Annotated in this window: 11 protein-coding genes; 9 read left to right on the top strand and 2 right to left on the bottom strand. The window is 61.4% G+C overall.

Translation table 11 applies throughout. The features are described from left to right. Positions 1-4: 4 nt before the first annotated feature. The 5 genes from CD58_RS26395 (at position 5) to CD58_RS26375 (ending at position 9,549) form a co-directional block, all read left to right on the top strand. Positions 5-775 carry an electron transfer flavoprotein subunit beta gene (locus tag CD58_RS26395; protein WP_025215873.1) on the top strand — a complete coding sequence of 257 codons (771 nt, stop codon included), beginning with the start codon at positions 5-7 and terminating at the stop codon, positions 773-775. A gap of 323 nt (positions 776-1,098) precedes the next feature. Then, complete coding sequence (locus tag CD58_RS26390; protein WP_025215872.1) at positions 1,099-1,665, top strand: GNAT family N-acetyltransferase; 567 nt, start codon at positions 1,099-1,101, stop codon at positions 1,663-1,665. A 1,136-nt stretch (positions 1,666-2,801) separates the two neighbouring features. Further along, complete coding sequence (locus CD58_RS26385) at positions 2,802-6,254, top strand: GMC oxidoreductase (RefSeq protein WP_025215871.1); 3,453 nt, start codon at positions 2,802-2,804, stop codon at positions 6,252-6,254. A gap of 154 nt (positions 6,255-6,408) precedes the next feature. After that, positions 6,409-8,277 carry a c-type cytochrome gene (locus CD58_RS26380; RefSeq protein ID WP_025215870.1) on the top strand — a complete coding sequence of 623 codons (1,869 nt, stop codon included), beginning with the start codon at positions 6,409-6,411 and terminating at the stop codon, positions 8,275-8,277. 27 nt (positions 8,278-8,304) lie between these two features. Further along, positions 8,305-9,549 (top strand): metallophosphoesterase, encoded by a 1,245-nt coding sequence (locus CD58_RS26375; protein WP_025215869.1) that lies wholly within the window; start codon positions 8,305-8,307, stop codon positions 9,547-9,549. 114 nt (positions 9,550-9,663) lie between these two features. Here the strand turns inward: CD58_RS26375 and gbcA are convergent, their stop codons facing one another. Next, the gene (gene gbcA / locus CD58_RS26370; protein ID WP_025215868.1) at positions 9,664-10,959 is read right to left on the bottom strand and encodes a glycine-betaine demethylase subunit GbcA; all 1,296 of its coding nucleotides are present in this window, start codon (positions 10,957-10,959) and stop codon (positions 9,664-9,666) included. A 281-nt stretch (positions 10,960-11,240) separates the two neighbouring features. On the opposite strand from gbcA, the gene gbcB reads away from it, so the two are divergent. Then, positions 11,241-12,341 carry a glycine-betaine demethylase subunit GbcB gene (gene gbcB, locus CD58_RS26365; protein ID WP_025215867.1) on the top strand — a complete coding sequence of 367 codons (1,101 nt, stop codon included), beginning with the start codon at positions 11,241-11,243 and terminating at the stop codon, positions 12,339-12,341. A 154-nt stretch (positions 12,342-12,495) separates the two neighbouring features. Here the strand turns inward: gbcB and CD58_RS26360 are convergent, their stop codons facing one another. Then, positions 12,496-13,536 (bottom strand): threonine aldolase family protein, encoded by a 1,041-nt coding sequence (locus CD58_RS26360; protein ID WP_025215866.1) that lies wholly within the window; start codon positions 13,534-13,536, stop codon positions 12,496-12,498. 195 nt (positions 13,537-13,731) lie between these two features. Between CD58_RS26360 and CD58_RS26355 the strand changes: the two genes are divergently transcribed. The 3 genes from CD58_RS26355 (at position 13,732) to CD58_RS26345 (ending at position 17,267) form a co-directional block, all read left to right on the top strand. After that, complete coding sequence (locus tag CD58_RS26355) at positions 13,732-14,436, top strand: TraX family protein (RefSeq protein WP_025215865.1); 705 nt, start codon at positions 13,732-13,734, stop codon at positions 14,434-14,436. Positions 14,437-14,741: 305 nt separating this feature from the next. Next, positions 14,742-15,995, top strand: a complete 1,254-nt coding sequence (gene glyA, locus CD58_RS26350; RefSeq protein ID WP_025215864.1) for a serine hydroxymethyltransferase — start codon at positions 14,742-14,744, stop codon at positions 15,993-15,995. 21 nt (positions 15,996-16,016) lie between these two features. After that, positions 16,017-17,267 (top strand): sarcosine oxidase subunit beta, encoded by a 1,251-nt coding sequence (locus CD58_RS26345; protein ID WP_003177603.1) that lies wholly within the window; start codon positions 16,017-16,019, stop codon positions 17,265-17,267. The last annotated feature ends 12 nt before the right edge of the window (positions 17,268-17,279 follow it).

Here is a 17,279-nt window from a genome sequence, read left to right as displayed (position 1 = left end):
AACCATGAGTACTCAAGTGATCAGCCTGGTGTCCATCGGTGCCCACCCGACCTCGGGTCGGCCTCGGCGTGCCGAGCAGGACGCCCGCGCCGTGGAGCTGGGCCTGCAACTGGCCGGCAACGACCTGCAGGTGCTGCACGCAGGCGACGTCGCCGAACCGGCCTTGCGCGCTTATTTGGGCATGGGCCTGGATGAACTGCACGTGCTGGAAAACCCCATCGGCGCCGATGCGCTGCCGGCCCTGACCGATTACCTGCGTGACGTCGGCGCCCAAGTGGTGCTCACCGGTAGCCAGGCGGAAACCGGTGAGGGTTCGGGAATGCTCCCCTTCCTGCTGGCGGAAAACCTCGGCTGGCCGCTGGTGGTGGGGCTGGCCCAGGTCGAATCCATCGACAACGGCGTGGCCCTGGTGCTGCAAGCCTTGCCCCGTGGTCAACGGCGTCGCCTGAAAGTGCGTCTGCCGTTCTTGGCCACTGTGGATAACGCCGCGCCCAAGCCTCGGCAAAGCGCCTTCGGCCCGGCCCGGCGCGGGGCGTTGCACGCCGAAGAGGTGGAGGTGATCGACGACACCTTGCTGGCGGTGGCGACCCTGCAACCGGCCAAGCCACGGCCCAAACGCTTGAAAGTGATCAAGGCCAAGAGCGGTGCCGACCGTATGAAAGCCGCCACGGCCAAGGCCAGCGGCGGAGGCGGCCAGGTGCTCAAGGGCGTGAGCCCGGAGGCTGGGGCCGAGGCGATTCTCAAGTTGTTGATTGAGGAAGGGGTTGTTCGCTAAAAGCCTGGGAACACCTAAATCCCCTGTGGGAGCGAGCTTGCTCGCGATGGCGGCGTGTCAGCAACATCAATGCTACTGATCCGCCGCTATCGCGAGCAAGCTCGCTCCCACAGGAGGCATGTGTTTACCCACAATGCCTGCGTGCGCCTCTGTGGATAACCTGTTCGGCTCCTGCCGCACACCAGGCCGCTCAGGCCTGCACTCAAAAAACACCCGTCTGACATGCTGCAACATTCGGCCATAAAACCGCTGGCCGGGCCTGTTGCTGCGCCTCGAACCTGTGCGTAAAAAAAGGCGGTTTTATAGCCAATGGAGCCACATCAATGGAAGTAGACATTCGTCCGGCCTTGCCCACGGATACCCGCGAGATTGCTCGTTTGTTCCGGATCTCCTCGGAGGGCGCATCGGATTACATCTGGAGCCAGCTGGCGGAGCCAGGCCAGGACCTTCTTGAGGTGGGCGCCGCGCGTTATGCCCGGGAAGACGTCGATTTCTCCTACCAGAACTGCCTTGTTGCCCAGGCCAACGGACAGGTCATCGGCATGATGCACGCTTATGTGACGCATCATGATCCACAGGCGGCCCCAGTGACAGACCCGGTCCTGGCGCCCTACGCCGACATGGAAGTGCCCGACACCCTCTATATCTCGAGCCTGGCCCTCCATGAGGGTTGGCGTAACAAGGGGTTGGGCGTGCGCTTTCTCGAGCGGGCCCAGCAGCGTGCCGATCAGTTGCAGCTCAAGGGCCTGAGCCTGATCGACTATGCCGCGAACACCGGCGCCCGGCGCTTTTACGAGCGCCATGGCTTCAGCATCGTCAAGACCTGCGAGGTTGTTCCGCATCCGATGATTCGGGTGACGGGGGAAGCGTATCTCATGCATCGGCCTTAAACCGGCACGGCGGCAACCCTTGTGCGAGGCACAGGTTGGCCCGAATCCCTGTGGGAGCGGGCTTGCTCGCGAAAGCGGTGGGTCAGCCGGTCCAAATGAGACTGACAAAATGCATTCGCGAGCAAGCCCGCTCCCACAGGTGGGTATGGGGGTTACCCACAATCCCTGTGCGCGCCTCTGTGGATAACCTGTTCGCCCCTCGCGGTACACCATGCCAACCGGGCTCTCCAAGGCAGCGCTCAAAAAACAACCAGGCTAACCTACGGTTTTTACTGGGTTTTGTATGTGAGTAAGCTGAGGCGCATCACAATACTTGCCCCCAATCTCTGTTGGCGCTTCTGTGGATAAGATGTTCGCTATCCTCTACAAGCCATACGAGGCGGGGCTTCCATGGGGTTGATCAATAAACGATCAAATCGCCATTTTTATCCAAGAAACCCCTTCAAAATCCAGATTTACCGAGCGTTGAAGCGGTTTTCCACAGAATCGTCAAAATTACCCCCAAACACTGTTGGCGCTTCTGTGGATAAGGTGTTCGCTCTCCTCCACACGTCAGGCCTAGCAAGGCTTTCAAGCCTCTGATCAATAATTGATCTATCTGCCATGAAAACCGTCATTGTCCATAAGTCACGGTTTTTATTCGCTTTCTCGTCAGAAAAATTCCGTTCGCGACGTACTTGTCCCCATTTGCTGTGGGTGGTCATGTGGATAAGTTGTTTGCGAACGGCTGCAAGCCACGGCGGGTATAGTCGAAAACGCGATAGATCAAATTTCATACAGTTCTAAGGAACTGCCTTGACGCGGATCGGTCGTCTGTCTTCACTCATGGCACAAGGACACCGCAACTGTATCCACATCAGGTTCAGGGAGAACGCATGATGGATAGCCAGCCCCCTCGCTCGTATTTGTTTTCTCCTGTGACGTGCGTCCCGACGCGTCCCACCTCGTTGCCCAAACGCCCCCGTCGTCGCGCCGTCAACCAGCGTGCGCGGCTATAGCGCCCCAGTAGGTCCCCGCGTTCCCCCGTAACACCGCTGACTGCCGCTCGAACCCGTACGGGATAGTGGCCAGGCGTTCGTGCGCCTGATTTGCAGGCAACCGCAGAGTTGCCCCATCTGCCTTGAGAGGACTTGAACATGACACGGATCTCGACCCCCATCAGTGACATCCAGGAGCATTACGACGTGATCGTTATCGGCTCGGGCTATGGCGGCGGTATCGCTGCTTCGCGCCTGTCCCGGGCCGGACGCAAAGTGTGCCTGCTGGAGCGTGGCCGGGAGATCCAGCCCGGCGAATACCCCAACACCATGCTCGCCGCCACCGAGGAACTGCAGGTGCACGACCCGGACGGCCACATCGGTTCGCGTACCGGGCTGTTCGACCTGCACGTCAACGCCCAGCAGAACGTGGTGGTCGGTTGCGGCCTGGGCGGCACATCGCTGATCAATGCCAACGTTTCCCTCGAGCCGGAGCCCGGTGTGTTCGATGATCCGCGCTGGCCGCTGGCGGTGCGTGAACACCGCGACACGCTGCTCAAGGAGGGCTATGCGCGGGCCCGGGAGATGCTCAAGCCCAATCCTTATCCGGATTCGTCGCCGAAGCTGCCCAAGCTCGACGCCAACCGCAAATCGGCGAGTTACCTCAAGCAGGACGCGCATTTCTACAAGCCGCCCATCAATGTGACCTTCGACAAACTGCCCAACAACCTCAACCACGTCGGCGTCGAGCAATTGCCGTGCAACGGTTGTGGCGATTGCGTCTCGGGGTGTAACAACAAGGCGAAGAACACCACGTTGATGAATTACCTGCCAGATGCCTGGAACCACGGCGCGGAGATTTTCTGCCAGGCCGAAGTCAGGCACCTGGAGCGCGACGGCAATGGCTGGATCGTGCACTTCCAGTACCTGGGCAGTGGCCGCGAGCTGTTCTCGGCGCCGACCCTGTTCGTGCGTGCCGACATCGTGGTGGTGTCCGCCGGGACCCTGGGTTCCACCGAGATCATGTTGCGGTCCCGGGACAAAGGCCTGTCGATGTCCGCCCAGTTGGGCGAGAACATGAGCGGCAACGGCGACATCCTCGGCTTCGGCCACAACTGCGACCAGACCATCAACGGCATTGGCTTCGGCGCCCATTCGGCCAAGGAGCTGGAGCCGGTGGGCCCGTGCATCACCTCGATCATCGACATGCGCACCGAAGGCGACTGGCGCAGCCGCATGGTCATCGAGGAGGGCTCGATCCCCGGCGCCCTTGGCCGGCCCATGGTGCCGAGCATGGCCGCGTTCGCCGAGATGATCGGGGTGCCCACCGACACGGGGTTCGGGGCCAGCCTCAAATACAAAGGCCGGGAAGCCGAGAGTTTCCTGCGTGGCCCGTATTACGGCGCGCTGCATAACATGCAGACCTACCTGATCATGAGTCACGACAACGGCAAAGGCCGCATGGTGCTCGACAACAAGGACCAGTTGCGCATCGATTGGCCCGGCGTTGGCGAGCAGGAAAACGTCACCCTCGGCAATGAGCGCTTGCACCAGAGCACCAAGGCGCTCGGTGGGATCTGGGTCGAGAACCCGATCTGGACCAAGCTGCTCAAGCACAGCATCGTGTCGGTCCATCCGTTGGGCGGTTGCGTGATGGGTGAAGATGCGACGCAAGGCGTGGTCAACCATAAGGGCCAGGTGTTCAGCGGCGCCAGCGGCACGGATGTCTACCCCGGCCTCTACGTGACCGACGGTGCGGTGATCCCCACCTCCCTGGCGGTCAACCCGCTGCTGACCATCTCGGCGGTGAGCGAGCGCAACATGGGTCTGCTGGCGGCTGACTGGGGCTGGATCATCGACTACACGCTGCCCTCGGCCCCACGCAAACCCGTGGCGCCGCCGACCCTCGGCGTGCAGTTCACCGAAACCATGAAGGGCTACTTTTCCAGCGCCTTCACCCAGGCCCAGGGCACCGATCTGACCCTGTACGAAGCGGCGGCCAAGCGCGGCAAGGCCGACAACTCGTCCATCGAGTTCACCCTGACCATCACCGCCGCCGACCTCAATCGGCTGATCAAGGAACCGGAACACGCCGCGACCCTGGTGGGCACCCTGGATGCGCCGCTGCTCTCGCCTAAACCACTGGTCGCCAGCAATGGCGTGTTCAACCTGTTCGAGCAATACCAGGAACAGGTCGGCGTGCGGCACATGAACTACGACATGAAGCTGACTGCCGAGGACGGCAGCGATTACTACTTCAGCGCCTTCAAGACCGTGCCCGAGGACGACGGCGTGCTGAACATCTGGCACGACACCAGCACGTTGTATGTCACGCTGTATCGCGGACCGGACAAGACCGGCGAGGTGATCGGCTCGGGGGTGATGCACATTCTGCCGGCTGACTTCGCCAAGCAGATGACCACCATGAAAGTGCTCAACGCCCGCAACGAGCGCGAGCGCGTGGAGGCGCTGGCGCGGTTCGGCAAGTTCTTCGCCGGCATCTTGTGGGAGAGCTATGGCGGGGTCTTCGCCGGCGATATCTACTTCAACCCGGACGCCCCGCCCCGTCTCAAACGACCGCTGGATGCCCCGGCGCCGACCGTGCATTTCTTCCCGACCGAAGACAACGTCGAGCTGCGCCTGACCCGTTACCAGGCCGGCAGCAAGGGCCCGGTGATGCTGGTGCATGGCCTGGGCGTGGGCTCGAATATTTTCTCCACCGACACCATCCATACCAACTTGCTGGAGTACCTGTGCAAGCACGAGTACGACGTCTGGCTCCTGGACTTGCGGGTGAGCATCCTGTTGCCGGCCAGCAAGCACGAATGGAACGGCGACCAGGTGGCCCAGTACGATTTCAAGGCGGCTATCGAGCAGATCCAGCTAGCGACCCTGGCCCGTGACGTGCAGTGCGTGGTGCATTGTTATGGCGCGACGACCTTCTTCATGTCGATGCTGGCGGGGTTGCAAGGGGTGCGCTCGGTGGTCTGTTCACAGATCGCCGCCGACACGGTGGTGGCCACCGCTACCGGTTTGAAAGCCGGGCTGCACTTGCCGGGCATGCTCGACGCCATTGGCATCAAGTCCCTCACGGCTTACGCCGACACCAAGGAAAACTGGTTCAACAAACTCTACGACAAGGCCCTCAACGGTTATGCCCGGATCGAGGCCCAGGGCTACTGCACCAACCCGGTCTGCCACCGCATCACATTCATGTATGCGTCGCTGTACCGCCACGACACCCTCAACGAAACCTTGCACGACAACCTGCACGAATTGTTCGGCGAATCGAACATGCACACTTTCGAGCACCTGGCGCTGATTGTGCGTAAGGGGCACTTGGTGGACTTCAAGGGCAACGACGTCTACATGCCGCATTTCGATCGGCTGAAGTTGCCGATCTGCTTCATCAGCGGCGCCGACAACCAATGCTACCTGCCGCAGAGCACCCTCAAGACCTATGAGCGACTGTGCGATATGCACGGCCCGCAATTGTTCAGCCGCCACGAAGTGCCGGGCTACGGCCACATCGATTGCATGTTCGGCAAGGATGCGGTGGTGGATGTGTATCCGATCATTCTTGAGCACCTGGAGAAGACCGCCCTCGGTTAGGAGGACAACTGACCCGTGGCGAGGGAGCTTGCTCCCGCTCGGCTGCGAAGCAGTCGTCGCTCCTGAAATCTGGGGGCCGCTGCGCGACCCAGCGGGAGCAAGCTCCCTCGCCACAAAAGCTTTGCTCCGGTTCAAGAATAAGGAAATGGATGCCATGAACACTTACATCCGCTGGTTCCAACGCATCATCTGGGTGGGGATTGTCATGAACATGGTCTTCGCGATTCCGGCGCTGTTCGCGCCGGCGTTGCTGACGTCCATGCTCGGCCTGCCGCCCGTGTTGTCCGATCCCTGGCTCGAGAACGCCGGCATGTTGCTGGTGGGGATCAGCCTGTTCTACATGCCCTCGGGGTTCAACGCGCCGCGTTTCGTGGTGCATTCGTGGTTGTGCGTGCTGTCGCGGTTGGTGGCGGTGGTGTTTTGGATCTACTTGATCAACACCAACAACCAGGGCCCATTGTTCATCCCCATGTTGATGGGCGACTTGAGCATGTTCCTGATCCTGGGCGTGCTGCTGTACCTGGGCAGCCCGGTGGCCAATCGTCCACTGGCCTTGCTCTGCGCCGGTTGGCGCGAATGGCGTGCCGGCTGGGCGCGGCGCTGGCACAGCCATGGCTTCAAGGTCGGCATGCTGGTGGTTGTGCTGGTGCTGGGTTTCATCGGCTACCAGACCTGGTACCAGATGATCCGCGAAGTGCCACAGCCAGACTTCGCCTCCGATGAAGACCATTACAAATACGCCGCCATCGGCCTGGGCATCGAGGCACGGATTCCGTATTACCTGTTCGCCGTATTGCCGCAGATGTGCCCGGAAAAACTGCCCAAGCCGGGCGGTTACGAGGTGTTCGGTTTTCTCTACGAAAACGGCAAGGACCTGCCCATCGGCATGGCCAAGCGGCAGCTCGGCTACCCCACGGTGGAACCGAACTGCGCCCTGTGCCACACCGGTTCCTACCGGGCCAACGCCAGTGACGTAGCGGTTCCGGTCGCCACCGCGCCGGCCAATACCCTGCAACTGCAAGCCTTCCAGTGGTTCGCCTACGATTGCGCCAGCGACCCGAAATTCACCCCGGATGCGGTGATGGCGGCGATCAATGGCAAGTTCCAACTGGGCTTTTTCGAGAAGCTGTACAACCGTTACCTGATCATCCCGATGGCCAAGAGTGCGCTGCTCAAGCAGAAGCAGGCCTACGCCTGGCAGAAACTGCGGCCAGCCCAGGGGCCGGGGCGGACCGACACTTTCAACCCGACCAAAATGGTGGTGTTCGGCTTCCCGGATGACTCCACCATTGGCACCGTGGACTTACCCCAGGTCTGGAACCAGAAACCCCGCGAGTCCATGTACCTGCATTGGGACGGCAATAACAACAAGATCCACGAGCGCAATTACGCAGCGGCCATGGCCGTGGGGGCGACGCCGCAATCGGTGCTGCCGCCGAGTTTCAACCGGGTGACCAATTGGTTGCTGGGGCACAAGGCACCGGCCTGGCCGTTCGCCCTGGATCAGGCGAAAGTCGCCCAGGGCAAACCGATCTGGGAGAAAAACTGCGCCAGTTGTCATGACTTCGGCCGCACCGACACGGGCCAGGTCACCACCAACATCGATCAGTTGGGCACCGACCCCCATCGCCTGAACTCCTTCACCACCGGGCTGGTGACGGCGTTCCACGGCTTCAAGAAACCACCGTTCGACTTCGGCGCCTACCGCAAGACCCAAAGCTACAGCAACACGCCCACCGACGGCGTCTGGCTGCGGGCGCCGTACCTGCACAACGGCTCGGTGCCGACCCTGTGGGATTTGCTGCAACCGCCGGAGCAACGGCCGCAAGTGTTCTACACCGGCTCCGACATTTACGACCAGGAGAAGGTTGGCTTTATCACCAGCGGCGCGCAGATGAAGGCGTCGGCAGATTTCAAATACGACACCCGCCTGGAAGGCAACCACAACAGCGGCCATTTGTATGGCACGCAGCTGTCGGACGTCGACAAACGGGCCCTGATCGAATTCATGAAAACCCTGTAGCCCAGGGCAATGCGAAGGAGCGTTCACATGTCATTACTGCACCATTGGGAACATGAGTTCGACAAGGTCAAGGTCCGCCTGCACGGGTTGGTCACACGGCTGGAGATGTCCTGGAAGAAACTCGTCAACGATCTGGAACCCGAGGAGTTCCAGGCCATCGTCAAGTTGCTGCAAAGGGGGCACGACCAGGCGCGGCACGTCATCGACCACGGCGACCTGCCGGATGACGAACCGGCCGTGCCATGGGAGTTGTCGCACGGCTTGTCGATCCTCAAGATCGGCAACGCCACGCCCCTGCCGCAAAGCGAGGACGAGTTGCCGACCCGGGTGCTCAAGGACGGCACCTTGCTGGGTTGTCGCAAATGGGAACTGCTGGACCTGTTGTGGAGCGAGGCGCTGCTCAAGTGGATCGAGAACCTGCGCCACCACGCGCCGTTCGCTACCAACCCGGCGTTGGTGAAAATGGACAACGACGTGGTGCTGGCTATCGCTGGCGACTGGGGCACCGGGCCGTTCGACAGTCATGCGCCGGCGGTGGCGGTGGCCAACCAGATGCAACTGGCCCTGGCCGATTTCACCATCCATCTGGGTGACGTGTATTACGCTGGCACCCATTCCCAGGAAGACGTCGACATGGTCGGCTGGCCTCAGGGTAAGCATGGCTCGTTCACCCTTAACTCCAACCACGAGATGTACAGCGGTGCCCACGGCTATTTCAAGGAACTGTCCAAGCGTTTCCCGGTGCAGCAGGGCACCAGCTACTTTGCCTTGTACAACGACGACTGGCTGGTGGTCGGCCTCGACAGCGCCTACGCCTCGGATGCCATGAACCTGTACATGGACGGTACCCTAAACACCCAGCAGATCGAGTGGATGAAGACCCTGCCCAAGCGCAAGAAACTCATGGTGCTCAGTCATCACCAGGGTTTTGATATTTCCGGTCACAACAAGACGGCGCTTTACCAACCGGTGTGCGATGCCTTGGGGCGCGAGCCGGATTATTGGTATTGGGGGCATTTGCACAACGGTATCTGCTACGCGCCGCAAGGCGGGCTGCATGCGCGCTGCGCCGGGCACGGGGCGATTCCCTACGGTACTACCAGCGAGTTGAATGGGCATGCCCGGGTGTTGTGGTCGGAAACGCAGTTGGCGGGAGACGAGGCGTATCCGCAGCGGGTGTTGAATGGGTATGTGAAGGTGCGGCTGAAGGGGGAGGAGATTGTCGAGACGTTTTATGGGGAGGATGGGTCGGTGCGGTGGTCTTCACAGTAATCGGGTGAATGGGAGACCGTCTTCGCGAGCAAGCCCGCTCCCACATTCGACCGCATTCTTTCTGAAGAAACTCGGTCAACTGTGGGAGCGGGCTTGCTCGCGAAGCTTTTGATTTTAGCCCTGGACCGGAACGCCCTTGAGGTACGGCGCTGGCTCGGCCCCCAGGTTGTTGAGCATGCGCTCGCTGTACCAGTCCACGAAGTTCACCACGCCGAACTCATAGGTCTTGGAGTACGGGCCCGGTTGGTAGGCGGTGGAATTGATGCCGCGCTGGTTTTCTTCGGCCAGGCGACGGTCCTGGTCGTTGGTGGCGTCCCAGACCTGGCGCATGCGCGCCACGTCGTAGTCCACGCCTTCGACCGCGTCCTTGTGCACGATCCACTTGGTGGTGACCATGGTTTCCTGGGCGCTGATCGGCCACACGGTGAACACGATGATGTGGTCGCCCATGCAGTGGTTCCACGAGTGCGGCAGGTGCAGGATGCGCATCGAGCCCAGGTCCGGGTTCTTGATGCGGCCCATCAGCTTGGCGCAGCCTTGCTTGCCGTCCATGGTCATCGACACGGTGCCCTTGAGCAGCGGCATGCGCACGATGCGGTTACGCAGGCCGAAACTGGCGTGGGCGTAAGGGATCTTCTCGGCATCCCAGGCGGCGGCGGAGGCGGCCACGTGGTCCTTGAAGGCCTGGTCGGCGCGCGGGTCGGTGACGTCGTCCCATTCCAGCAGGGTCTTGAGCAGTTCCGGGTGCGCGCCGCCGCAGTGGTAGCACTCGCGGTTGTTTTCCAGCACCAGCTTCCAGTTGGCCTTTTCCATCAAGGTGGTTTGCACCGCCACCTTGGTGTTTTCCATGTCGTAGGGTTCCATGTAGTGGGTCAAGGTCGCCAGGAAGTCATCAATGGCCGGCGGGTTCTCCGCCAGGCTGATGAAGATGTAGCCACCGGCGGTCTTCACGTTCACGGGTTTCAAGCCGTATTGCTTCATGTCGAAGTCGGCGCCCATTTCGGTGCCGGCGAACAGCAGGCGACCGTCCAGCTCGTAGGTCCACTGGTGGTAATGGCAAACCAGTTTGGCGACCTTGCCCTTTTCACTGGTGCACAACCGCGAACCACGGTGACGGCAAACGTTATGGAAGGCATGCACCACGCCGTCGGCGCCGCGAATCACGATGATCGGGTTCTTGCCGACTTGCAGGGTCAGGTAGTTGCCCTTGGCCGGGATTTCGCAGGTCATGCCGGCGATCAACCATTCCTTCTGGAAGATTTCCTGCATGTCGATATCAAACAGGCGCTCATCGCTGTAGAACGGCTGAGGCAGCGAGAACGTGCGCTCGCGCTCCTGTAGCATCTGTGCGGTGGCCTTGCGTGCGGGTTCCAGCGGATCGCCCAGGCTCAGGGTAGTGGTGACGTCCATCGTTTTATCCTCAAGGCCCTCTACGTGGCCGCGAAAGTGGCTGATCGGTTGTGCTACGCAAGGCAAAAAATATTGTTTGTCTGTTGGGGCGAGTGTGGGGCCGCGCAGGGGCCGAACCTTATCCATGGGCGACATGGCCCAATCTGTTCCCGACGCGTAAGGCCCTGTAGTTAAGGGCTGGTCGCGATAAGTATGTGAATGTCGCAGATAGGTAAATGGCCGTTCAGGCGCCTGCGCACAATCGCCATCATGAAGGCCGGTAGTCGGCCGTGGAGATCAGCATGTCCAATAACTTCCTGAACCCGGTCACGACCCAGACCTGGGCCAATGGCCGACATATCGTGCGTTGCGTCAAAGTCATCCAGGAAACCTGGGATGTGCGCACGTTCTGCTTCATGGCTGACCAGCCGATCCTGTTCTTTTTCAAGCCAGGACAGTTTGTCACCCTCGAGCTGGAAATCGAAGGCCAGCCGATCATGCGCTCCTACACGATCTCCAGCTCGCCGTCGGTGCCCTACAGTTTCTCGGTGACCATCAAGCGCGTGCCGGGGGGCAAGGTTTCCAACTGGCTGCATGACACCCTGCACGAAGGCCAGGAGCTGGCGGTGCACGGGCCGGTTGGGTTGTTCAACGCCATCGACTTCTCCAGCCCCAAGGTGCTTTACCTCAGCGGCGGCGTCGGTATCACCCCGGTGATGTCCATGGCGCGTTGGTACTACGACACCAACGCCAACGTCGACATGGTATTCATCCACAGCGCCCGCTCGCCCAAGGACATCATCTACCACCGCGAGCTGGAGCACATGGCGTCGCGGATCGACAACTTCAACCTGCATCTGATTTGCGAAAAGCACGGTTTGGGTGAGCCTTGGGCCGGTTATCGCGGTTACCTGAACCACAAGATGCTGGAGCTGATGACGCCGGACTTCCTGGAGCGCGAAGTATTCTGCTGCGGCCCGACGCCGTACATGAATGCGGTCAAGCGTCTGTTGGAAGCCGCCGGCTTCGACATGACGCGTTATCACGAGGAGTCCTTCGGCGCCACGCCACCGGAAGCCCGCGCCGACGCCGTGGAACAAGCCGAACAGGCCGCCGACGCACCGCAAGTCGATGCCGCCGATCTGCATCTGGTGGAGTTCACCTCTTCCGGCAAAAGCATTCGCGTGGGCCCGGGCGAAACCGTCCACGCCGCCGCCGCCAAGCTCGGCATGATGATCCCCAAGGCTTGCGGCATGGGCATCTGCGGAACCTGCAAGGTATTGAAGCTGGGCGGGGAAGTGGAAATGGACCACAACGGCGGGATCACCGAGGACGACGAGGCCGAAGGGTACATCCTGTCGTGCTGCAGCGTGCCGAAGGGGGATGTGCGGATCGAGTTCTGATCAGCGGCGGCCCCCTGTGGCGAGGGAGCTTGCTCCCGCTCGGCTGCGCAGCAGTCGTTGCTTCTGAAATCTGGGGGCTGCTGCGCAGCCCAGCGGGAGCAAGCTCCCTCGCCACAAAAGCCTCCCAAAGCCACCCTGGCTTTGGGTAGACGCCTTAAAGACTCATCACTTCCCGAATAGCCACCGCCAATTCCCGCACCCGCGCTTCTTCGGTATCCCACGAACACATGAAGCGGGCGCCGCCCTTGCCGATGAAGGTGTAGAAACGCCAGCCCCGGGCAGTGAGGGCGGCGATGGCCGGTTCCGAGAGTTGCAGGAATACGCCGTTGGCCTGGACCGGGAACATCAGTTCCACGCCAGGAATGTCGCTCACCAGTTGCGCGAGCAATTGGGCGCAGTGGTTGGCGTGGCGGGCGTGCTTGAGCCAGGCATCGTTGTGCAGCAGGCCGACCCAGGGCGCGGAGAGAAAGCGCATTTTCGAGGCTAGTTGCCCGGCCTGTTTGCAGCGGTAGTCGAAGTCCACCGCCAGGTCGTGATTGAAGAACAGGATCGCTTCACCCACCGCCATGCCGTTTTTCGTACCGCCGAAACACAACACGTCCACGCCGACCTTCCAGGTCAGGTCCGCCGGGGAGCAGCCGAGGAAGGCACAGGCATTGGAGAACCGCGCGCCGTCCATGTGCAGGTTCAGCCCCAATTCCTTGCAGGTGACGCTGATGGCGCGGATTTCATCCGGGGTGTAGACGCTGCCGACTTCCGTGGCCTGGGTCAGGGTCACGACCCGTGGCTTGGGATAATGAATGTCCTGGCGCTTGAGGGCGATCTCGCGGATGGCTTCGGGGGTCAGCTTGCCGTTTTCAGTGCGTGCGACCAACAGCTTGGAACCATTGGAGAAAAATTCTGGCGCGCCACATTCGTCGGTTTCGACGTGGGCGGTTTCCGAGCAGATCACGCTGTGGTAACTCTGGCACAGTGAGGACAGCGCCAGGGAGTTGGCCGCCGTGCCATTGAACGCGAAGAACACTTCGCAGTCGGTTTCGAACAGGGCACGGAAATCGTCCGCCGCGCGATGGGTCCACTCGTCGTCACCGTAGGCACGCTGGTGGCCCTGGTTGGCTTCTTCCATGGCCGCCCAGGCTTCGGGGCAAATACCGGAATAGTTGTCGCTGGCAAACTGTTGACTCTTGTCGGTCATGGCCTTGCTCCTGAGGTAGAGAGTCCTGGGTAAAGAGTTCCCTGGCGGAATTCCCGGGTGAGGGGTTCCATGGTCTGGCGTGCTTGGGTCCGCAGCGCCGTGGTCGATGTTGGTGCGCACTTTACCCAAGATTAGCGGGGGAACACACCGGATGTTGCTGTCAGAAACTCACAAAGCCATTGGGCCGCTGTACACATGAGCCGCCGTGACGGGGCCCTGGACCTGCTCAAGTGGCTGGCTCTGTTGGCGATGGTGCTCGATCATCTGCGATATGTCGGGTTCTCCGTCGATTGGCTGTACGTACCGGGACGCCTGGCGTTTCCGTGGTTCTGTCTGGCAATGGCAGCGAACCTGGGGCGTACCGGAGCCAGCGCCGGCCCGTGGCGTTATTTGGGCTGGCTGCTGTTGTTCAGCGCTGTGAGCGAGATTCCCTACCGGCTGTTCTTCCCCGACCCCGCCACCCTGAATGTACTGCCAACCCTGACCCTGGGGCTGTTGGTGGCGCGTAGCTGGCAGACGCCGACCTTGGAGGCGCGAGGCCTGGCGCTGGGAGCGTTGCTGTTGGCGGCGTTGTTTTCGTCGCAATTGATGTTCGGCTTCTTTGGCGTGCTGCTGCCGCTGGCGATGTTGCTGGTGTTGCGCCGGCCCTGGTATTTCGCGTTGTTGCCAGGGTTGGTGTGCGTGGCGGCCAATCAATGGCGGGTGTTGTATGGCGCGGCGTGGCTGGGGGATGCGGTGGCGTTGTGGGGGTTGGTGGCTTGCCTGATTGCGCCAGGGCTTGGGCTGATGCTTTTGCGACAGGCCGGTCGTTTTCAGCCACCGGCGATGCGGCGCTGGGCGTATGGCCTTTATCCCGCGCATTTTCTACTGTTGCTCGCGGTTCGCCAGATCGCCGCATAGCCCTTGTGGCGAGGGAGCTTGCTCCCGCTGGGCTACGAAGTAGCCCAAGCCTGAGAAGGTGATTTGTCAGCTGCACCGCTTTTGCCGGTTTTACGACTGCTTCGCAGTCGAGCGGGAGCAAGCTCCCTCGCCACAGGGTCGGTGTTCCATTCCATTTGAGTGCATGTCGTAAACGCACCTTTGTGTGGCGTCCATAGGCATTTGACCTGCCTGCGCCGGCCATACCATCGCATCCAAAGGGCACGACCGAATGGTCCGTGCCTCACCGAGACGAAAGGCGCACCGCCGCCGCTGGGAGAGACGCGATGTTCAGCAAGCAAGATCAGATTCAAGGTTACGACGATGCACTGCTGGCGGCGATGAACGCCGAAGAGCAACGCCAGGAAGATCACATCGAGCTGATCGCGTCAGAAAACTACACCAGCAAGCGCGTGATGCAGGCCCAGGGCAGCGGCCTGACCAACAAGTACGCCGAAGGCTATCCGGGCAAGCGCTACTACGGTGGCTGCGAGCACGTCGACAAAGTCGAAGCCCTGGCCATCGAACGCGCCAAGCAACTGTTCGGCGCCGATTACGCCAACGTCCAGCCGCACTCCGGGTCTTCGGCCAACAGCGCCGTGTACCTGGCCTTGCTGCAGGCCGGCGACACCATCCTGGGCATGAGCCTGGCCCACGGTGGTCACCTGACCCACGGCGCCAAAGTGTCGTCCTCGGGCAAGCTCTATAACGCGGTGCAATACGGCATCGACACCACCACCGGCCTGATCGACTACGACGAAGTTGAGCGCCTGGCGGTCGAGCACAAGCCGAAAATGATCGTGGCCGGTTTCTCGGCTTACTCCAAGACCCTCGACTTCCCACGTTTCCGTCAGATCGCCGACAAAGTCGGTGCCCTGCTGTTCGTCGACATGGCCCACGTGGCCGGTCTGGTCGCCGCCGGTCTGTACCCGAACCCGCTGCCGTACGCCGACGTGGTCACCACCACCACCCACAAAACCCTGCGCGGTCCACGTGGTGGCCTGATCCTGGCCAAGGCCAACGAAGAGATCGAGAAAAAGCTCAACGCCGCAGTATTCCCGGGCGCCCAGGGCGGCCCGCTGATGCACGTGATCGCCGGCAAGGCAGTGTGCTTCAAGGAAGCGGCGGAGCCAGGCTTCAAGGTTTACCAGCAGCAAGTGATCGATAACGCCCAGGCCATGGCTGGCGTGTTCATCAAGCGCGGCTACGATGTAGTGTCCGGTGGCACCGATAACCACCTGTTCCTGGTCAGCCTGATTCGTCAGGGCCTGACCGGCAAGGATGCCGATGCTGCCTTGGGCCGCGCCCACATCACCGTGAACAAGAACGCTGTGCCGAACGATCCGCAATCGCCGTTCGTGACTTCGGGTCTGCGCATCGGCACCCCGGCGGTGACCACTCGCGGTTTCAAGGTCTCCCAGTGCGTCACGCTGGCCGGCTGGATCTGCGACATCCTCGACAACCTCGGCGACGCCGATGTCGAGGCCAACGTTGCCCAGCAAGTAGCGGCCCTGTGCGCGGACTTCCCGGTTTATCGCTGAGTCGGTTTTGGAGTAATGACTATGCAACGCTATTCGGGCTTCGGCCTCTTCAAGCACTCTCTCAGCCATCACGAAAACTGGCAGCGGATGTGGCGTACGCCGACACCGAAAAAAGTCTACGACGTGGTCATCGTCGGCGGCGGCGGGCATGGTCTGGCGACCGCCTATTACCTGGCTAAAGAACACGGCATCACCAACGTGGCCGTGGTCGAGAAAGGCTGGCTGGGCGGCGGTAACACCGCGCGCAACACCACCATCGTGCGCTCCAACTACCTGTGGGACGAATCGGCCCACCTGTACGAACACGCGATGAAGCTCTGGGAAGGCCTGTCCCAGGACTTGAACTACAACGTGATGTTCTCCCAGCGTGGCGTCTACAACCTGTGCCACACCCTGCAGGACATCCGTGATTCCGAGCGTCGAGTCAGCGCCAACCGCCTCAACGGCGTGGACGGCGAACTGCTCAACGCCAAGCAAGTGGCTGACGAAATTCCTTACCTGGATTGCTCGAAAAACACCCGCTACCCGGTGATGGGCGCCACCGTCCAGCGTCGCGGCGGCGTGGCCCGTCACGATGCCGTGGCCTGGGGCTTTGCCCGGGCCGCCGATGCCTTGGGCGTGGACCTGATCCAGCAGACCGAAGTGATCGGTTTCCGCAAGGAAAACGGCGTGTGCATCGGTGTGGAAACCAACAAGGGCTTCATCGGCGCCAAGCGCGTCGGTGTGGTGACCGCCGGTAACTCCGGGCACATGGCCAAGCTCGCCGGCTTCCGCCTGCCGATCGAATCCCACCCGCTGCAAGCGCTGGTGTCCGAGCCGATCAAGCCGATTATCGACAGCGTGATCATGTCCAACGCCGTGCACGGCTACATCAGCCAGTCCGACAAGGGCGACCTGGTGATCGGTGCCGGTATCGACGGCTACAACGGCTACGGCCAGCGCGGCTCCTACCCGGTGATCGAACACACCGTCCAGGCCATCGTCGAGATGTTCCCGGTGCTTTCGCGAGTGCGCATGAACCGCCAGTGGGGCGGCATCGTCGACACCACGCCGGACGCCTGCCCGATCATCTCCAAGACTCCGGTGCCGAACATGTTCTTCAACTGCGGTTGGGGCACCGGCGGCTTCAAGGCCACCCCGGGCTCGGGCAACGTCTTCGCTGCAAGCCTGGCCAAGGGTGAAATGCACCCACTGGCCGCGCCGTTTTCCATCGACCGTTTCCACAACGGCGCACTGATCGACGAACACGGCGCTGCTGCCGTCGCCCACTAACAGGAGAAATCC

The organism is Pseudomonas brassicacearum (assembly GCF_000585995.1).
In the GTDB taxonomy this organism is placed as follows: Bacteria; Pseudomonadota; Gammaproteobacteria; order Pseudomonadales; family Pseudomonadaceae; genus Aquipseudomonas; species Aquipseudomonas brassicacearum_A.
The sequence above is the reverse complement of the archived record's forward strand: the minus strand, read 5'-3'. Positions and strand labels throughout refer to the sequence as shown.

Excerpts from the sequence above, each read along its gene's own strand:
- CD58_RS26395 (WP_025215873.1), top strand. The coding sequence starts at position 5 with ATGAGTACTCAAGTGATCAGCCTGGTGTCCATCGGTGCCCACCCGACC.
- CD58_RS26360 (WP_025215866.1), bottom strand. The coding sequence starts at position 13,536 with ATGACCGACAAGAGTCAACAGTTTGCCAGCGACAACTATTCCGGTATT.
- gbcA (WP_025215868.1), bottom strand. The coding sequence starts at position 10,959 with ATGGACGTCACCACTACCCTGAGCCTGGGCGATCCGCTGGAACCCGCA.
- glyA (WP_025215864.1), top strand. The coding sequence starts at position 14,742 with ATGTTCAGCAAGCAAGATCAGATTCAAGGTTACGACGATGCACTGCTG.
- CD58_RS26345 (WP_003177603.1), top strand. The coding sequence starts at position 16,017 with ATGCAACGCTATTCGGGCTTCGGCCTCTTCAAGCACTCTCTCAGCCAT.
- CD58_RS26355 (WP_025215865.1), top strand. The coding sequence starts at position 13,732 with ATGAGCCGCCGTGACGGGGCCCTGGACCTGCTCAAGTGGCTGGCTCTG.
- CD58_RS26385 (WP_025215871.1), top strand. The coding sequence starts at position 2,802 with ATGACACGGATCTCGACCCCCATCAGTGACATCCAGGAGCATTACGAC.
- CD58_RS26375 (WP_025215869.1), top strand. The coding sequence starts at position 8,305 with ATGTCATTACTGCACCATTGGGAACATGAGTTCGACAAGGTCAAGGTC.
- CD58_RS26380 (WP_025215870.1), top strand. The coding sequence starts at position 6,409 with ATGAACACTTACATCCGCTGGTTCCAACGCATCATCTGGGTGGGGATT.
- gbcB (WP_025215867.1), top strand. The coding sequence starts at position 11,241 with ATGTCCAATAACTTCCTGAACCCGGTCACGACCCAGACCTGGGCCAAT.
- CD58_RS26390 (WP_025215872.1), top strand. The coding sequence starts at position 1,099 with ATGGAAGTAGACATTCGTCCGGCCTTGCCCACGGATACCCGCGAGATT.